Source organism: Dactylosporangium aurantiacum (genome assembly GCF_000716715.1).
GTDB classification, from domain to species: domain Bacteria; phylum Actinomycetota; class Actinomycetes; order Mycobacteriales; family Micromonosporaceae; genus Dactylosporangium; species Dactylosporangium aurantiacum.
Map to the genome: position 1 here is coordinate 1 of NZ_JNYJ01000051.1, position 17,425 is coordinate 17,425.

General features: G+C 75.7%; 6 protein-coding genes. 3 read left to right on the top strand and 3 right to left on the bottom strand.

Features of this window, described 5'->3' with window-relative positions:
* On the bottom strand, positions 1-9,490 hold a 9,490-nt coding region (locus OP18_RS59995), incomplete at its 3' end, for a type I polyketide synthase (protein WP_211273835.1).
* A gap of 268 nt (positions 9,491-9,758) precedes the next feature.
* On the opposite strand from OP18_RS59995, the gene OP18_RS41265 reads away from it, so the two are divergent.
* The 3 genes from OP18_RS41265 (at position 9,759) to OP18_RS53805 (ending at position 14,020) form a co-directional block, all read left to right on the top strand.
* Positions 9,759-10,409, top strand: coding sequence for a response regulator transcription factor (locus tag OP18_RS41265; protein WP_033364685.1), 651 nt, complete (start codon positions 9,759-9,761; stop codon positions 10,407-10,409).
* Positions 10,410-10,603: 194 nt separating this feature from the next.
* The gene (locus OP18_RS41270) at positions 10,604-13,330 is read left to right on the top strand and encodes an AAA family ATPase (RefSeq protein ID WP_033364666.1); all 2,727 of its coding nucleotides are present in this window, start codon (positions 10,604-10,606) and stop codon (positions 13,328-13,330) included.
* A 147-nt stretch (positions 13,331-13,477) separates the two neighbouring features.
* Positions 13,478-14,020 carry a DUF6584 family protein gene (locus OP18_RS53805; RefSeq protein ID WP_156090146.1) on the top strand — a complete coding sequence of 181 codons (543 nt, stop codon included), beginning with the start codon at positions 13,478-13,480 and terminating at the stop codon, positions 14,018-14,020.
* 47 nt (positions 14,021-14,067) lie between these two features.
* Here the strand turns inward: OP18_RS53805 and OP18_RS41280 are convergent, their stop codons facing one another.
* On the bottom strand, positions 14,068-16,893 hold the full coding sequence (locus tag OP18_RS41280) for a helix-turn-helix transcriptional regulator (RefSeq protein WP_033364667.1): 2,826 nt from the start codon (positions 16,891-16,893) through the stop codon (positions 14,068-14,070).
* Between the two features lie 284 nt (positions 16,894-17,177).
* A complete protein-coding gene (locus OP18_RS41285) occupies positions 17,178-17,396 on the bottom strand; it encodes a DUF5988 family protein (RefSeq protein ID WP_033364668.1) in 219 nt (72 codons plus the stop codon).
* Between the last annotated feature and the right edge of the window lie 29 nt (positions 17,397-17,425).

A 17,425-nucleotide genomic window follows, 5' to 3' on the forward strand; every position in this document is an offset into this window, starting at 1 on the left:
GTTGTTGGGCGGTGCCGTTGGGTGCGGTGAGGCCGTTGCTGGCGCCGTCTTGGTTGATGGCGGTGCCGCGGATGATGGCGTGGATGGTGCGGCCTTGGGTGAGCGCGTCCGACAGCCGCTGCAGCACGACCACGCCGGCGCCGTCGCCGAACCCGGTGCCGTCGGCGTCCGCGGTGAACGGTTTGCACCGGCCGTCGGCGGCAAGGCCGCCCTGGGCGTGGAACTGGTCGAAGATCGTCGGGGAGGCGATGACGGTGACGCCGCCGGCCAGCGCGGCGTCGCACTCGCCGGCGCGTAGCGCCTGCACCGCGAGGTGGACCGCGACCAGCGACGAGGAGCAGGCGGTGTCGACGGTGACGGCGGGTCCTTCCAGACCGAACGTGTAGGCCAGCCGGCCCGACGCGACGCTGGTGTTGGTGCCGGTGAGCAGGTGCCCGAGCAGCGCGGCGGGCGCGCCGTTGCGCGGCCCGTACTCCTGGGCGATGACGCCGGCGTAGACGGCGGTCCGGCTGCCGCGCAGCTGCGTGGGGCTCATCCCGGCCCGTTCGAACGCCTCCCAGGCGATCTGCAGCAGCAGCCGCTGCTGCGGGTCCATCGCCAGCGCCTCGCGGGGACTGACCCCGAACAGTTCGGCGTCGAACGTGTCGGCGTCGTCGATGAAGCCGCCGACCCGGGCGTACGGTTGCCCGCCGGGCCAGCCGCGGCCGTCCGGGAACGGCCCGATGGCGTCGCGCCCGTCGGCGACGAGCCGCCACAGGTCCTCCGGGCTGCGCACGCCGCCGGGGTACCGGCAGGCCATGCCGACGATCGCGATCGGCTCGGCCGGTGCCGGCGGCGCGCCCGGTGCCACCGGCGCGGCCGCCGGGGCGGGGGACGGGGTGTCCTGGTGCAGGTCGTGCAGGTGGGCGGCGAGCTCGGTGATGCTGGGGTGGGCGAACACGACGGTCACCGGCAGCGTCAGCCCGGTCGCCTTGGCGAGGCGGTTGCGCAGCTCGACGGAGGTCAGCGAGTCGAAGCCGAGCTCCTTGAACGGCCGCCCGGCGTCGATCGCGGCCGGGTCCGGGTGCGCCAGGACGGTGGCGGTGTGCGCGCGGACCAGGTCGACGAGCAGGCCCGGCCGCTGCGCGGCGGGTGCGTCGGCGAACTGCCGCCGCCACGCCGGGCGGCCCGCGCCGCGGTCCGCGGCCCGCGCGGGGTGGGCCAGGCCGCGCAGCGGCGGCGGCACGTCGGCGGCGGCGAGCGCCGCCCGGTCGAGCCGCGCGGCGACGACGGTGGGCAGCCCGGCGGTCAGCGCCGCGTCGAACAGCGCCAGCCCGTCCGGGACGGGCATCGCGGCGAGACCGCCGCGGCGCAGCCGGTCCAGGTCGGCGCGGCTCAGCTCGCCGGTCATCGCGCTGCCGGCGTCCCACAGCCCCCACGCGACGCTGGTGGCCGGGTGGCCCGCGGCGGCGCGGGCCTGGGCGAGCGCGTCGAGCCAGGTGTTCGCGGCGGCGTAGTTGGCCTGGCCCGGTCCGCCGAGGACGCCGATGGCGGAGGAGAACAGTACGAACGCGGCGAGGTCCAGGTCGCGGGTCAGCTCGTCGAGGTGGGCGGCGGCGTCGGCCTTCGGGCGCAGCACGGCGCCGAGCTGCTCCCGGGTCAGGCCGTTGACCGCGGCGTCGCGCAGCACCCCGGCGGCATGGACGACGGCGGTGAGAGGCCGCTCGGCGGGGATGCCGGCGAGCAGCCGGCGGACCTGCTCGCGGTCGGCGACGTCGCAGGCCGCGACGGTCGCGGTGGCGCCGAGGCCGGCGAGCCGCTCGACGAGGCCGGCGGCGCCGGGCGCGTCCGGTCCCGTGCGGCTGACCAGCAGCAGGTGCCGCATGCCGTGCGCGCGGACCAGGTGCTCGGCCAGGTGGGCGCCGAGGCCGCCGGTGCCGCCGGTGACCAGCACCGTGCCGTCGGCGGCCGCGGGCCGGGGCAGGGTCAGCACGACCTTGCCCACGTGCGCGGCGTGCTGGACGTGCCGCAGTGCCGCGGGCGCCTGCCGCAGGTCGAACGTGGTCACCGGCGGCAGCGTCAGCTGCCCGGCCCGGAACCAGTCCAGCAGCACGACCAGCATCTGCCGCAGCTCGGCGGCCGGCAGGTCGAACAGGTCGAACGGCAGGTACCGCACCCATGGATGGGTCCGCGCGAGCGTCTCCGGATCGCGTAGGTCGGTCTTGCCGATCTCGACGAACCTGCCCCCGGGCGCGACCAGGTCGAGCGACGTGTCGGTGAACTCGCCGGCCAGGCAGTTGAGCACGACGTCCATGCCGTTGCCGGCGGCCCCGCCGAACCGCCCGGCGAACTCCAGGGTGCGGGAGCTGGCCAGATGCGCCTCGTCGAAGCCGGCGGCGAGCAGCATCGGGTGCTTCGCCGGCGAGGCGGTGCCGAACACCTCCGCGCCGAGCAGCCGGGCGATCTGGCCGGCGGCGAGCCCGACCCCGCCGGCGGCGGCGTGCACGAGGACCCGGTCGCCGGGCTGGACGGCCGCGACGGTGACGAGGGCGTGGTACGCGGTGGCGTAGACCACCGGCACCGCGGCCGCTTCGGCGAACGACCAGCCGTCGGGCACCGGCAGCGCGAGGTCGGCGTCGACGACCGCGGTGGGGCCGGTCGCGCCGCGCCACGGGCCGAGGACCCGGTCGCCGGGGGTGAGTCCGGTGACCCCGGGGCCGACCTCGGTGACGATGCCCGCGGCCTCGCTGCCGACCTGCTCCGGCTGCGGGTACATGCCGAGCGCGATCAGCACGTCGCGGAAGTTGATGCCGACGGCGCGCACCGCGACCCGGACCTGCCCGTCGCGCAGCGGCTCGGCGGCGTCCGGGTACGCGGCGGCGGTGAGGCCGTCGACGGTGCCGGTGGTGCCGGCGGTCAGCCGCCACGGTGCGCCGGCGTCGGGGACGGCGAGCGGCGCCGGGGCGGGCTGCAGGCGCGGCACGAACAGCCCGCCGCGCCGCCACGCCGCCTGGGGCTCCGCGGCGGCGAGCGCGGCGTCCACGTCGGCCCGTGCGGTGCCGGGGGCGACGTCGAGCAGGAGGAACCGTTCCGGGTGCTCGGTCTGCGCGGTGCGCAGCAGCCCCCACACGGCCGCCTGCGCGGGGTCCGGGGCAGGGTCGCCGGCGCCGGGGCGGGTGCCGCCGGCGGTGACCACGGCGAGGGTGGCTGCGGCGGTGCCCGGCTCGGCGAGCCACCGCTGGACGTCGGCGAGCACCGCGGCGGTGACCTCGTGCACGTCGCCCGCAGGGGCCGGCAGCACGACCGTGCCGTCGGTGGCGGACAGCTCGACGTCCGCCAGGCGTGGCAGGGCGCGGGCCGCGGCCGGCGCGGCGCCCGGCTCCCAGCGCAGCTCCAGCAGGCCGGGGCGGGCGGAGGGCAGCGGGCGCAGGCCGACGTCGGCGGTGAGCACGGCGGCGCCCGAGGCGTCGGCGACCTCGAGGTGGTGCAGGTCGGGGCCGGCCGGGGTGATCCGCACCCGCAGGCCGCCGCGGGCCGGGCGGTGCCGGCGCACCCGCTGCCACACGAACGGCAGCTCGACGCGGCCCCGGTCCAGGACCAGCGGGTGCAGCGCGGCGTCCAGCGTCGCCGGGTGGATGCCGTACCCGTCCTCGGAAAGCCCGTCGGTGACGTCGGCGGCGCCGGTGACGTCGGCGTGCGTCCCGCCGTCGTGCCGCCACATCCGGTGCAGGCCCTGGAAGGCAGGGCCGTACCCGTAGCCGGCCGCGGCCAGTGACGCGTAGGCGCCGGCGAGGTCGACCGGGGTGGCGCCGGTCGGGGTGGCGGGCACCGCGACGGCCGGCGGGAGGTCGTCGGCGAGGGTACCGGCGGCGTGCCGGGTCCACGGGCCGTCGCCGGTGCGGGCGTGCACGGTGACGCGTCGCGCGCCGCCGTCGTGCGGGCCGGTGGCGGTCACCTGCAGCTCGGCGGACCCGCCGGTCGGCAGTGCCAGGGGCGCCTCGATGACCAGCTCGTCGACGCCGGCCGCGCCGCACGCGCCGGCGGCGTGCAGGGCGAGCTCGATGAAGCCGGTGGCGGGGAAGAGCACGGTGCCGTTGACGGCGTGGTCGGCGAGCCACGGCTGGGCGGTCTCGGACAGCCGCCCGGTGAGCACGACCCCGTCGCCCTCGGCGAGCGGCACCGCCGCGCCGAGCAGCGGGTGCCCGGCGGAGGCGAGGCCGAGCCCGGCGGGGTCGCCGGTGTCGGGGCGGGGCGCCAGCCAGAACCGCCGCCGGGCGAACGGATACGTGGGCAGGTCGACGGGCCGCCGCGCGGCCGGGGCGAACACCGCGGTCCAGTCGACGCCCGCGCCACGCGTGTAGGCGTGCGCGACGGCGGTGCGCAGCTGCGCGGTGTCCCCGTGGTCGCGGCGCAGTGTCCCGACGGCCGCGCCGGCGACGCCGAGCCGGGCGAGGGCGTCCTCGACCGGGGTGGTGAGCACCGGGTGCGGGGACACCTCGACGAAGAGGGTGTGCCCGTCGCGGGCCAGGGCGCGCACGGCGGCGTCGAAGCGGACCGGCTGGCGCAGGTTGCGCCACCAGTAGCCGGCGTCCAGGTCGGTGGGCTCGACCGGTTCGCCGGTGACGGTGGAGTACAGCGGGACCGCCGCGGCGACCGGCCGGACCGGTGCCAGCGCCGTGGCCAGCTCGTCGCGCAGCGGTTCGACGGCAGGGCTGTGGGAGGCGTAGTCGACGTCGATGAGCTTCGCCCGTACACCTGCCGCGACCGCCGCCGCGACGAACTGCCGGGTCTCCAGCGGCGGGCCCGCCACCACGGTGCTGGCGGGGCCGTTGCAGACCGCGACGTGCAGCGGCGCGTCGCCGATGCGGTCGCGGACCTGGTCGGCGGGCAGCGACACCGCCGCCATCGTGCCGGTGCCGGCCAGTGCCGTCAGCGCGCGGCTGCGCAGCGCCACGATCCGGGCGCCGTCGGCGAGGGTCAGGGCCCCGGCGACGCAGGCGGCCGCGATCTCGCCCTGCGAGTGGCCGACGACGGCGTCGGGGTGGACGCCGTGTCGCCGCCACAGCGCGGCGAGGCCGATCATCACGGCCCACAGCGCCGGTTGGACCACGTCGACCCGGTGCTCCCAGCCCGGCACCGTGTCGCGGAGCACCTCGGTCAGCGACCAGTCGACGAACGGTGCGAGCGCCTCGGCGCACTCGGCGATCCGCGCGGCGAAGACGGGTTCCTCGTCGAGGAGGCCGGCGGCCATCTGCCGCCACTGCGCGCCCTGGCCGGGGAAGACGAACACGACCCGGCCGGTGCCGGCGACGCCCTCGGCGCCGTTGGCGGGGCTGTCGCCGGCGGCGAGGGCGCGCAGGCCGGCGAGCAGCGTGTCGTGGTCGCGACCGAGGACGGCGGCGCGGTGCGGCAGGCCGCCGCGGGCGGTGGCGAGCGTCCAGCCGACGCGGGCCGGGTCGGTCCGGTGGGCGGCAGGGTTCGCGGCGAGGTGCTCGGCGAGCTGCCCGGCGCGCGCCTGCAGCGCCTCGGGGGTCTTCGCCGAGACGACCCACGGCACCGGTGCCGGGTCCGGGTGCGGTGCCGGTGTCCGCGGCGCGGTCGGTGCCTGCTCCAGGATCAGGTGGGCGTTGGTGCCGGAGATGCCGAACGACGACACCGCGGCCCGGCGCGGCCGCGGCACGGCGGGCCACGGGGTGTGCCCGTGCAGCAGCGCCACGCCGCCCCGGTCCCAGTCCACATAGGACGAGGGACGGGCGGCGTGCAGGGTGGCCGGCAGCTCGCCGTGGCGCAGCGCCTCCACCATCTTGATGACCGCGGCGACGCCTGCGGCGGCCTGGGCGTGGCCGATGTTCGACTTCAGCGAGCCCAGCAGCAGCGGCCGGTCGGCAGGGCGGCCGGGCGCCGCGCCGTAGGTCGCCAGCAATGCCTGCGCCTCGATCGGGTCGCCGAGCCGGGTGCCGGTGCCGTGCGCCTCCACCGCGTCGACCTCGGCGGCGTCGACGGCGGCGTCGGCGAGCGCGAGGCGGATCGCGCGCTGCTGCGAGCGGCCGTTCGGGGCGGTGAGGCCGTTGCTGGCACCGTCGTTGTTGACCGCGGAGCCGCGGATGACGGCGAGGACGTCGTGTCCGGCCGCCTGCGCGTCGCTGAGCCGCTCCAGCACGAGCATGCCGACGCCCTCCGCCCAGGCTGTGCCGTCGGCGTCGGCGCCGAACGCCTTGCAGCGCCCGTCGGGGGCGAGCCCGCCCTGCCGGGAGAACTCCACGAAGATGCCGGGAGCGGCCATCACCGACACGCCGCCGGCGAGGGCCATGCCGCACTCGCCGGACCGCAGCGCGCGCACGGCGAGGTGCACCGCCACCAGCGACGACGAGCAGGCGGTGTCGACGGTGATCGCGGGGCCCTGCAGGCCCAGCACATACGCGATGCGGCCGGACGCGACGCTGCCGGTGGTGCCGGTCAGCAGCATGCCGGCGTGCTCGGCGTCGCCACCGGCCAGCCGCGGCCCGTACTCCTGCGGCATCGCGCCCACGAAGACCCCGACCGGCTCGCCCGCCAGGGACGCCGGGTCGATCCCGGCCCGCTCCAGCGCCTCCCAGGACGTCTGCAGCAGCAGGCGCTGCTGCGGGTCCATCGCGACGGCCTCCCGCGCCGACAGGTCGAAGAACTCGGCGTCGAACTCGTCGGCGTCGTGCAGGAAGCCGCCGGAGCCGGTGGCGCAGCCCTTCGCCCGCAGCGCCGCGACGTCCCAGCCACGGTTGGTCGGGAAGCCGGTGATGGCGTCGGTACCGGCGGCGACGAGCCGCCACAGGTCGTCCGGGGAGCGCACGTCACCCGGCAGCCGGCAGGCGGTCGCCACGATCGCGATGGGCTCGCCGGCCCCGCCGGGTGCAGCCCCGACGGCGACCGGCGCGACCCCGGCCAGCTCGTCGCGCAGGTGAGCGCCGAGCTGCCGCACGGTGGGCAAGTCGAACACGGCGCTGCCGTGGACGCGCACGCCGGTCTCGGCGGCCAGCCGCGCGGCGAGCTCGACCGCGAGGGTGGAGTCGAAGCCGAGCTCCTTGAACGTGAGGACCGGGTCGACGTCGGCCCAGCCGTCGAGTCCGAGGACCGCGGCGGCGTGCGTGCGCACCAGCCGCTCGGCGCCGGCCTGGTCGACCACGTGCCCCACCGGCGGCCGGTGCGCCGCGGCCGGGGGCGCCGCCGCGGCGGCGGCCGGCGTCTCGGGCAGCCAGAACCGTTTGCGGACGAAGGCCTGGGTCGGCAGGTCGACGGGGTCACCGGCCGGCAGCAGCGTGTCCCAGTCCGGCTCGGCGCCGGTGGTGTAGGCGGTGGCGAGCGCGACGAGGAACCGCCGGTGCGCGTCGCCTTCGCCGAGCGTCGTGATGACCTGCGCGCCGGTGCAGGCCCGCACGGTGGCGGCGTCGAGGACCGGGCGGCCGGACAGCTCGATGAGCCGGGTGTGCCCGGCCGCGGTGAGCTCCTCGACCGCGTCGCCGGTGCCTGCGGTGCCGGTCGCCGCGGAGAAGCAGGTGAGGCGTCCCGCCGGTGCGTCGGTGCCGGCGAGCGCTTGCGGGCCGGCCTCGGGCTCGGCCCGGCCGGCGATCACGCGGGCGGCATCGTCGAGGCTGAGGGCACCGGCGACGTACGCGGCGGCGACCTCGCCGTGGGAGTGCCCGACGAGCGCCGCCGGCGCGACGCCGTGGTGCTTCCACAGGTGGGCGAGCGAGGTGGTGACGGCGAAGGTGCCCGGCAGCGCGGCCCTGGGGTGCTCCGGCTGCGGTGCCCCCGGCCGGCCGTGCACGGCATCCAGCAGCGACCACCCGGTGAGCGGGTCGAGCGCCTCGGCGCAGGCCCGGAAGTGCTCCCCGAACGCGTCGCTGGCGGCCAGCAGCTCACGGGCCGTCCGGGTCCACTGTGGCTCGTCGCCGGGCAGCACGAACGCGGTGCCGCCGCGGGACACCGGGCCGCTGGCGACGCCGTCGGCGGGCCGGCCGCCGGCGACGGCGGCGAGCCCGTCCAGCAGCGCCTCGCGGCTGTCGGCGACAACTGCCGCCCGGTGCGGCAGGTGGCTGCGGGTGGTGGCCAGCGACCGGGCGACGGCGGTCAGCGGGGCGGCGGCGAGCCGCTCCAGGAGGCGGCCGGCCTGCGCCCGCAGCCCTTCGGCGGTGCGGCCGGACACCACGAACGGCAGTGGGGTCGCGTCGCCGGCGTCGGCGGTAGGGGTGGTGGCGGGCGCGGGGGCGGCGGTGACGACGACGTGGCAGTTGGTGCCGCCCATGCCGAAGGAGGACACCCCGGCGACCAGCGGGCCGTCCGGCTGCGGCCAGCCGGTCAGCTCGGTCTGCACCCGCAGCCCCAGCGCCGGCAGCGGCACCCCGGGGGCGGCGGTGCGGAAGTGCAGGCTCGGCGGCAGCCGCCGGTGCCACATCGACAGCACCACCTTGAGCAGGCCGACGATGCCGGCGGCGCCCTCGAGGTGGCCGACGTTGGTCTTCACGGACCCGACGGGCAGGGCGGTCGCGCCGCCGCGACCGGCGCCGAGGGTCGCGCCGAGGGCGGCGGCCTCGATCGGGTCGCCGACCCTGGTGCCCGTGCCGTGCAGCTCGACGTAGCGCACCGCGGTCATCGGCACGCCGCTGCGCTCGTACGCCTGCCGGATGACCTCCTCCTGCCCGGCGCGGCTCGGCACGGTGAGCGCCTCACCGGGGCCGTCGTTGTTCACCGCGCCGCCGGCCAGCACCGCGTAGACCCGGTCACCGTCGGCGACGGCGCGGGACAGCAGCTTGAGCACCAGGACCGCGCCGCCCTCGCCGCGCACGAACCCGTTGGCCCGCTCGTCGAAGGTGAAGCAGCGCCCGTCGGGGGACAGCCCGCCGAAGCGTTGCGCGGTGAGGGAGCTCTCCGGGGCCAGGATGACGTTGAGACCGCCGGCGAGGGCGAGGTTGGTCTCGCCGCGGCGCAGGCCGTCGCAGGCCAGCTGCACGGCGACGAGCGAGGACGACTGGCCGGTGTCCACGACGAGGCTGGGGCCGCGCAGGCCCAGCACGTGCGAGACGCGGTTGGCGATGATGCCGCGGTGCAGGCCGGCCATGGTGTGCTCGCCGGGTGCGGTCCGGCCGGCGAGCGCGGCGTAATCGTCCCAGATCGCGCCGGCGTAGACGCCGGTGCGACTACCGCGCAGGTCTTCGGGGACCAGCCGGGCGTCCTGCAGCGCCTCCCACGCCAGCTCCAGTGCGATGCGCTGGCGCGGGTCCATCGCGGCGGCCTCGCGCGGGGAGATGCCGAAGAAGGCGGCGTCGAAGGCGTCGATGTCGTCGAGGTATCCGCCGGGCAGCCCGGCGGTGTGCGCCTCCCGCCCGGCGGGCGCGGCGCCGACCGCGTCGACCCCGCCGGCCAGCAGCCGCCAGAACGCGTCCGGGTCCGGCGCCTGCGGCAGCCGGCAGGACAAGCCGATCACGGCCACCGCTGCCGCGCCGTCCATGGTTTCGTCGTTGCCGTCAGGGTTCGCCATGTCGTCACCAATCCCCATCCGCGGCCCGCGTCCGGCGGGCGACCGGTGGAACGAAATGCGTTCATCATGTGAGGGGCGGCTGAAAGCGCGCTTACCGCCGGCTAAAGCCGCGACGCCGCGAAGTCGTAGGGGCGCATAGGGGTGTGGACGTCTTTACGCCGCGCCATACGATCGGCGGCAGATTGGCTGACCGGGCCCGCGACAGCGGCATCGCTCCGGTGCGCCGTTTCGTCATTCATCGAGAGGGGGTGGCGCGATGCAGTCGCCGATGCGCATTGTTCTGGTCGAGGACGTCGCGGTGGTCCGTGAGGCGCTCGCCGCCCTGCTGCACTCGGAGCCGGACCTCCACGTGGTCGCCCGCGACGGCGGCGGTGCCGTGGTCGTGCCGGTCGCCGTGCGCGGGCGGACCGGCGCCGGTCTGGACGACGCCGCCAGTGGCCTGTCGGTGGCGATCGCCCTGCACCACCAGCACCCGGACCGCCCGACGCTGATCCTGTCGAGGTCGGGCGAAGCGGCCGCCGGAGACGGTGTCTGCGGCCTGTTGTTGCACGCCGCGCCGGAGAACGACCTGGCCGGGGCGGTGCTGGCGATGACCGACCCGGGCCGCTCGGGGGCGGCGAACGCCGTGGTGGCGCTGGCGACCGAGGGTGCGCTGGTCGCCGCGGCCGGTTCCGGCGGGGCGGCGTCCGGCACGGCCGGGGACCTCCCGCACGGCGCCGGGTGCCCGCTGTCGCCGCGGGAGCTGGAGGTGCTGCGGCGCACCGCGCACGGCGAGTCGGTGCGGGAGATCGCCGGCAGCCTGCACCTGGCGGAGGGCACCGTGCGCAACCATCTGACGGCCATCGGCACGAAGCTGCAAGCCCGGACGCGGGTCGACTCGGTGCGCATCGCCCGTACCGCCGGATGGATAGCGGCCTGAGGTCGTAGCCGAATCGACGCATCTCCGTAAATTGACTGTCATGGTTGTGGTGCAGGCCTCGTCCTCTCCAATTGTCACAGTTGTCGACATGGATGGAATTAGATGTCAGGGGTTCGTTCGAAGCGTCGTTGTGCGATACTGGCTCCGCGCCTGATTCGGCTCATCGGATGACGTCGCCCACGGGGAGCAGCACGATGCCGCTGACAGCTCGGGATCCTGTCGGGCGCAGCGGCCTGTTCGACGCCCTCACCGCCACCTATGACGCCTGCGCCGGCAGCGGCCGCGGCCGTCTCGTCCTGCTCGACGGGCCGGTCGGCACCGGCAAGACCGAGGTGCTGCGCATATTCGTCGACGGCGTCCGCGACCGGGGCGGCGTGGTGCTGTCCGCCGGCGCCTCGGAGTCCGAGCGCACCATGCCGCTCGCGGTCCTGGAGCAGCTGCTCGACCGGCCCGGCCTGCCGGCGGACGTGGTCGCCAGGGCCGCGGCGCTGATCGACGGGCAGCAGCCGCCGTGGCGCACCTACCTGTCACGCCAGTGCGACCCGGACGGCACCGTCCTGGACGACCTGTGCGACAGCCTGTTGCAGCTGGCGGCGCCGCTGCCGCTGGTGGTCGCCGTCGACGACGCGCACCAGGCCGATCAGCCGTCGCTGCGCTGCCTGCACCGCCTCGCGACCCGGATGACCGGCGCGGCGGTCCTCATCGTGCTGGTCGAGTCCACCACCGCCGCGGGTGCGGTGGCCGCGCGCTGCCTGACCGGCGCCGACGCGCTCGGCGGCCCGCTGCCGGTGGACGTGGACGTCAGCCGGTTCGAGGTCTCCCCGCTCACCGTCGACGGCGTCGCCGAGCTGCTGTGCCGTCGCGAGGGCGCCCGAGCGCTCGGCGCCGCCGACTTCCACCACGCCGTCACCGGCGGCAACCTGGTCCTGCTGCACGCGGTGCTGGAGGACCGCCGGGCCGTCGGCGCCGACCCCGACGACACCGTCATCGGCGACAACTTCGCCGAGGCCGTGACCAGCTGCCTGTTCCGCTGCGACCCGGTGACCCTGCAGGTCGCCCGGGCCACTGCCGTGCTGCGATCGCCGGCCGGCCCCGCCGTCCTCGCCCGCCTGCTGGAGCTGGACCAGGCCGCCGTCGAGCGGGCGCTGCTGCTGCTCACCAGTGGTGGCCTGCTCGACAGCACCGGCCGCTTCCGGCACCCGATCGGCCGGTCCGCGGCGCTGGGCAGCATGGCGCCGGGGGAGCGGGCCTCGATGTTCCAGCGCATCGGGCACCTGCACGCCGGCGGCGGGTCCGCCGGGACCGTGGAGGCCGCCGAGCAGCTGGTCGAGGCCGGCCGGCGCAGCGGCGACTGGATGCCGCCGGTGCTGCGCGAGGCCGCCGAGCGTTCCCTCGCCGACGGCGACCTGCACCGCGCCCGCTCGCTGCTGCGAGCCGCCTCGACCATCAAGATGGACGATCGGCAGCGCGCCGAGATCGCCGCGACGACGGCCAACCTGCGTTGGCGGACCAACCCGGGCGAGGTGCTCCAGCACCTGCCGGAGCTGCTCGCCGACATCCGCGCCGGCCGCCTGACCGGCCGGGCCGCGGTCACCACGCTGCTCTACCTGCTGTGGCACGGCCAGCTCGACGAGGCGCTGGAGATCCTGCCGCAGGTCGTCGCGGTCAGCGCCGACTTCCCGTCGGCGCAGCGGCTGCTCAAGCCCACCCTGACGTCGCTGGCCTTCACCTACCCGGGCAGCGCCCGCCGGCTCAGCGATCCGGCCGGCCGGGCCGACGCGGTCACCGATCTGCTCGCCGCCGCCCGGTCCGTGCTGCGGGAGTGCGCCCCCGACGGCGACACGTTCGGCCTGACGTTCGCCGCGCTGTACGCGTCGTCGTTCACCGCGGACGGCTGGCAGGACCCGTGGGAGCCGCAGCTGCCGGCCAGCGACCTGCCAGTGTGGCAGGCGCTCACCGAGGCCGTCGCCGCCGAGCGGGCGCTGCGCCGCGGCGACCTGGCCGCCGCCACCGACCACGCCCGGCGCGGCCTCAGCGGTCTCGGCCTGGACGGTTGGGGGGTCGCCGTCGGCTGGCCGATCTCGGTGCTGGTCTGCGCGGCCAGCGAGGCCGGCGACCACTCCGCGGCGGCCGGGCTGCTCAGCATGCCGGTGCCGGCCGGAATGTTCTCCACGCCGTTCGGCCTGCGGTACCTGATGGCCCGTGGACGGCACCACTTCGCCACCGACCGCGTGCACGCCGCCCTCAACGACTTCTACGCCGGCAGCGAGACCGCCGCCGCCTGGCACCTCGACCTGCCGGAGCTGATGCCCTGGCGCACGGAGCTGGCCCGCGCCTACGTCAAGCTGGACCGGGTGGGCCCCAGCCAGGTCCTGATCCGCCAGCAGCTGGACGGGCTCACCGATGGCCAGACCCGGCTACGCGGCGCCGCACTGCGCGTCCTCGCCGCGACGCTCGACCCGTCGGAGCGGGTGCCGGTCCTGCGCCGCGCCGTCGACCTGCTGCAGTGCGCCGGCGACCAACTGGAGATGGCCCGCGCACTGGCCGACCTCGGCGCCGCGTACCAGCGCACCGGCTGCGTCGACCTGGCCCGCACCACGCTGCGCGCCGCGGAACAGCAGGCGCGGCTGTGCGGTGCCGCGCCGGACGCGCCCAAGGGTCGCCCACTGCCCGCCGAGCCGGCCCGCGAGGCCGACCATCCCGACGTCGCCCAGCTCACCGATGCCGAGCGCCGGGTGGCCGCGCTGGCCGTGAAGGGCTACACCAACCGGGAGATCGCCCAGCGCCTGTTCCTGACCGTCAGCACGGTCGAGCAGCACCTCACCCGCGTGTACCGCAAACTCCACGTGGTCCGCCGCCGCGAGCTGCCCGCCTGGCTGCGCGTCGGCGCCTTCGACGACCCGGACCAGGGACCGGCCTAGCCTCGCCGCCACGCCGGTGCGTCAAGGCGTTCCAGCGCACGCGGCGAGTTCACCTCCCGCCAGGGCCTCGCCGACAAGATCGAAAATTCGTCAACCGCCAAACCTTCCGCCGGACCTACGACGGACAACCACAGGCACAATCGCGGTATGGCGAAACCCGAGGTTCTGTCGCGAGTGGCTGCCGACCTCGAACGCGGCCACACCCGCCTGGCCGCCCAGCGGCTGGTCAGCCTCCTCGCGGCCGACTCGCAGGATCTGGAGGTGCGTGCCCGCCTCGCCGACGTGTACCGCCAGGCCGGCAACGTGCCCGAAGCGGGCCGCTGGGGGTTTCTCACCGAGGACGCCGAGCCGGACGAGATCGCAGCGTTCGCCAAGAAGCACCGCTCCGCCACCGACCAGCTGCGCGTTCTGCGTTTGCGGGGCGACAACCCCTACGGGCTCGGTCCGCTCGCCGAGCTGCGCTACGCCGGCCTGGTTGCCCGGGCCGCCGCCGAGGCCGGCCCGTCCCGGACCCTTCCGCCGGAGGCCGGTGCCCCTCAGTCCGTCGGGCACACCACGCCGTCACCCGTCGTCTACACACCGGATCTTGGCTTTCGCGTCGGTGAACTCCTCCTCCTGCTCGCGGTCTTCGGGCCCGTGGCCGTGGTCATCGGCGCCATCATCTACGAGGTCCTCACTCTCGCCCCGTGAACCCGTACTCCGGGAGTGTTGTTCACGACCCCTCAAGGATCGACGCGCTAGCTGTTCGAGGAGCCGGATGGGGTGCCGGGGCGGCGGAGGTCCGGGGGCAGTTCGAGCAGCTCGGTCCGGCCGCGGACGCCGAGCTTGCGGTAGATGCGGGTGAGGTGCTGCTCCACGGTGCTGACCGTGACGTTGAGCTGCTGGGAGATCTGCCGGTTGGTGCGCCCCTGCACCGCGAGCGTCGCCACCCGCAGCTCGGCGTCGCTGAGGTCGGTCGGTGCGCCGGTCGGCGCCCCGGACGGCGCTGCGGTCGGCGGCGCGGAACCATTGCCGTTCACCGGCTCGGGGGCGGGCTCGGAAGGGGCGGTGAAGGTGGTGGTGAGCGCGGTGTTGAACCGGTCGAACATCCGCATCGTCAGCCGCGCCTGGGACTCGTCGCCGAGGGCGTGCAGCGCCTCGCTCAGGTCGGCGAACGCCTGGCCGAGCTCGTGCCGGTCGCCGCTGGCCTGCAGCTGGTCGATGGCGGTGCGCAGCAGCGCCGGTCGCTCCGTCAGGTCGGACGTGGCGGCGAGGATGCGGGTGGTGATGCCGCGCGTGCGGGTGTTGTCCGGTCCCAGGCGGCTCAGCTGGTCCTGGGCGAGCTCCTGGGCGCGCTGCCGGTCGCCGAGTGCGAGGCGGGCCTCGGCCAGGTCCCCGCGCCACGGCAGCGCCGTCGGCGTGTCCCGGCGCCAGCGCTGGCTCAGGTCGCGGCAGCGTTCGAAGTCGGCGACGGCGTCCTGCACGTGGCCGAGCGCGAGGCGGTGGTGGCCGCGGGCCCGCAGGTACTGCAGTCCGATCGGGGTGCGGAACATGGCCTCCGGCACCGGGATGCGCAGCAGCGCGGCCGTCTCGTCGTGGGCGCCGCGCCGCGTGTACGCGAGGCTCAGCGCGGACAGGGGCAGCCCGAGCATCACGCCCCACCCGTCGACCGGCAGGAGCGCCAGCGCGCGGCGGCCGTCGAGCTCGGCGCCGGCCAGGTCGCCCTGGCGCAGGCAGATCGTGGCCCGCATCGCGCTGAACAGCGCCGACCAGGTGGACGTGCGGCGGGCCTGGGCGCTGCGCTGCAACGTGTCGGCCCATGACCGCGCCTGGTCGAGGCGTTCGGCGAGCAGGAGCAGCTCGAGGGAGACCCATACGGGTCCGAACGTCGTCTCGTCCAGCGGTGACAGGCGCAGGATCCGTTCGGCGTCGGCGGTGAGCCGCTCCGGTCGGGACCGCAGCAGGGTCTCGACGACGCCGACCGCCTGCTGGTACGCCCGGCGCAGGGTGGACACCGCGATGCGTGACTGGGGCGGCTGCGCCTCGGCGTCGGTCGGCTTGGACACCTCCGGGTACAGGTAGTGCAGCTGCGCGACGGTGCTGTACAGCGCCATCACGGTGTCCGGGGAGTCGTCGGTGGTGTCGGTGCCGACGAACCGGCCGAGGACCTCGACGGCCTCGTCGACCTTGCCGAACCAGAGCAGGAACAGCACGAGCTCCAGCGCCGAGCGGCTGCTGAGCCGGCCCTGCCGGTCCGCGACGAGCAGGGCGGCGACGCCGGGTCGTGCCCCGGACGGGTTCATCCGCCAGTGCGCGCGGACCTGCTGCAGCTGGATGACGACCCGCTCGTCGTCGGTGGTGCACCATTCGTCGGCCAGTAGCAGGCACTCCAGCGCGAACTCGGGGTCGTCCTGCTCGGCGACCTGCCGGGCGGCGGCGAGCAGCAGCGGCAACCGCCACGGCTCGCCGGGCGGCATCGTCTCGCGCAGCTGCCGGGCGGCGACGAGGTGCCGTGCGACCACGGATGCGCGGGCGCCCGCCTCGTGCAGGACCGCCGCGGCGCGTTCATGCACGGCGGCGAGCTCGTCGGGCAGCATGGATTCCAGGACGGTGGCTCTGGTTCGCGGGTGGCGGAGCCGGCTTTCGGTGGTCATGCCGGTCTCGTCGGCCTCCTGCAGGGTGCGGGTGGCCGACCAGACGTCGGTGTCGGTGAGGTCGGCGAGGACGGCCGGCTCGGCCGGCTCGTCGAGCACGGCCAGCGCCCGGACCAGCTTGACCAGCCGAGGGCTGCTGCGGTGCAGGCAGGTGAGCACGGCACGGCCGAATGCCTCGCCGGCGACGGCGGGGCCGCCGTCGATGTCGCCGTCCTCCAGCAGACCGGCGAGCAGCCGCGGATTGCCGCCGCTGATGCGCAGGTGGTCGGCGACCCGCTCGGCGGCGGGCGGTTCGCCGTCAGGGGCGGTCAGCAGCGCCGCGACGGCGTCGGCGGTCAGGGGGCGCAGGCGCAGGCGGTGGCAGTTCGGCAGGCTCTGCACCTCGGCGCGGAAGCGCGGGTCGAGGACGCGGCGGCCGGCGGATTCGGTGAGCACCACCAGGATCGGTGCGTGGTGCAGCCGCCGGACGAGGTAGAGCAGGAACTGCAGGGAGGCCTCGTCGGCGAAGTCCACGTCGTCGACGCCGATCAGTACCGGTGTGCTCGCGGCGGCCCGGAGCATCAGGTCGGCGAGGCCTCTGCGGGGCCTGGGGGACAGCTCGCCGGGTGCGGGCGCGGTGAGGAACGCGTCCGTGTCCGGCGGTGGTTGCAGCAGGCGCAGGGCGTCGGCCAGGAGCTCGGGCGGGAGCTCGCCGCTGGTGAGTAATCGGCGGAGCAGGTCGAGCGGGGCCGGACGGCCCGCGCCGCCGGCCGCTGCGACCAGGGTGAGGGCGCCGTGGTCGCGGGCCCGGCGCATGATGCCTTGCAGCGTCTCGGTCTTGCCGGCGCCGGCCGCGCCGGTGATCAGAACGGCCGCGCCGTTGCCGGCGATGCTGCTGCCGAGCGCGGCCCGCAGGACGCCGTCGGGATCGCCGGTCCCAGGCCCACCCATCCCGTTCCCCTCAGGAATTTGGTGCTGCGAGTGCACAAATCACGGGAGGGAATCTCCTGCGATCGATCTCTGCGACGACGACTCAGATCTACAACGGGGAATGGGTGGTGTCAATGTGAGCGGTGAAAGCCGACCGAACAGTGGATTGGGTGGATGCCGGTCGGTGGATGCGAATGATCATGAGTGGCGCAAATCGATGGTTTCGTATCATCCAGTTCATATTGCCGACCCTCGCCCGACACGAAGGTATGGCGGGGCAAGGGCCGGCGGTCACGCGGCCGCGGTCACTCGGCCACCTTCGTGCGTGTCGTCCAGCGGAACACCGGGCGTTGGGGCGCCGGGACGGCGGACCCGATGAGCTCGAAGTGCTCGTGCCCGCCGCGGTGCGGAATCTTGATCTTGTCCAGTCCGCTCGTCCAATGCACGCTCATCGTCTGCGGCAGCGTTGCCGGGCCCCCTTCCAGGACCACGACGACGGTGCTTTCATGCCCGTTGTCGGTCATTGCTGTTCCTCCGTCCATCCGTGATGTTC

Excerpts from the sequence above, each read along its gene's own strand:
- OP18_RS41265 (WP_033364685.1), top strand. The coding sequence starts at position 9,759 with ATGCGCATTGTTCTGGTCGAGGACGTCGCGGTGGTCCGTGAGGCGCTC.
- OP18_RS41270 (WP_033364666.1), top strand. The coding sequence starts at position 10,604 with ATGCCGCTGACAGCTCGGGATCCTGTCGGGCGCAGCGGCCTGTTCGAC.
- OP18_RS53805 (WP_156090146.1), top strand. The coding sequence starts at position 13,478 with ATGGCGAAACCCGAGGTTCTGTCGCGAGTGGCTGCCGACCTCGAACGC.
- OP18_RS41280 (WP_033364667.1), bottom strand. The coding sequence starts at position 16,893 with ATGGGTGGGCCTGGGACCGGCGATCCCGACGGCGTCCTGCGGGCCGCG.
- OP18_RS41285 (WP_033364668.1), bottom strand. The coding sequence starts at position 17,396 with ATGACCGACAACGGGCATGAAAGCACCGTCGTCGTGGTCCTGGAAGGG.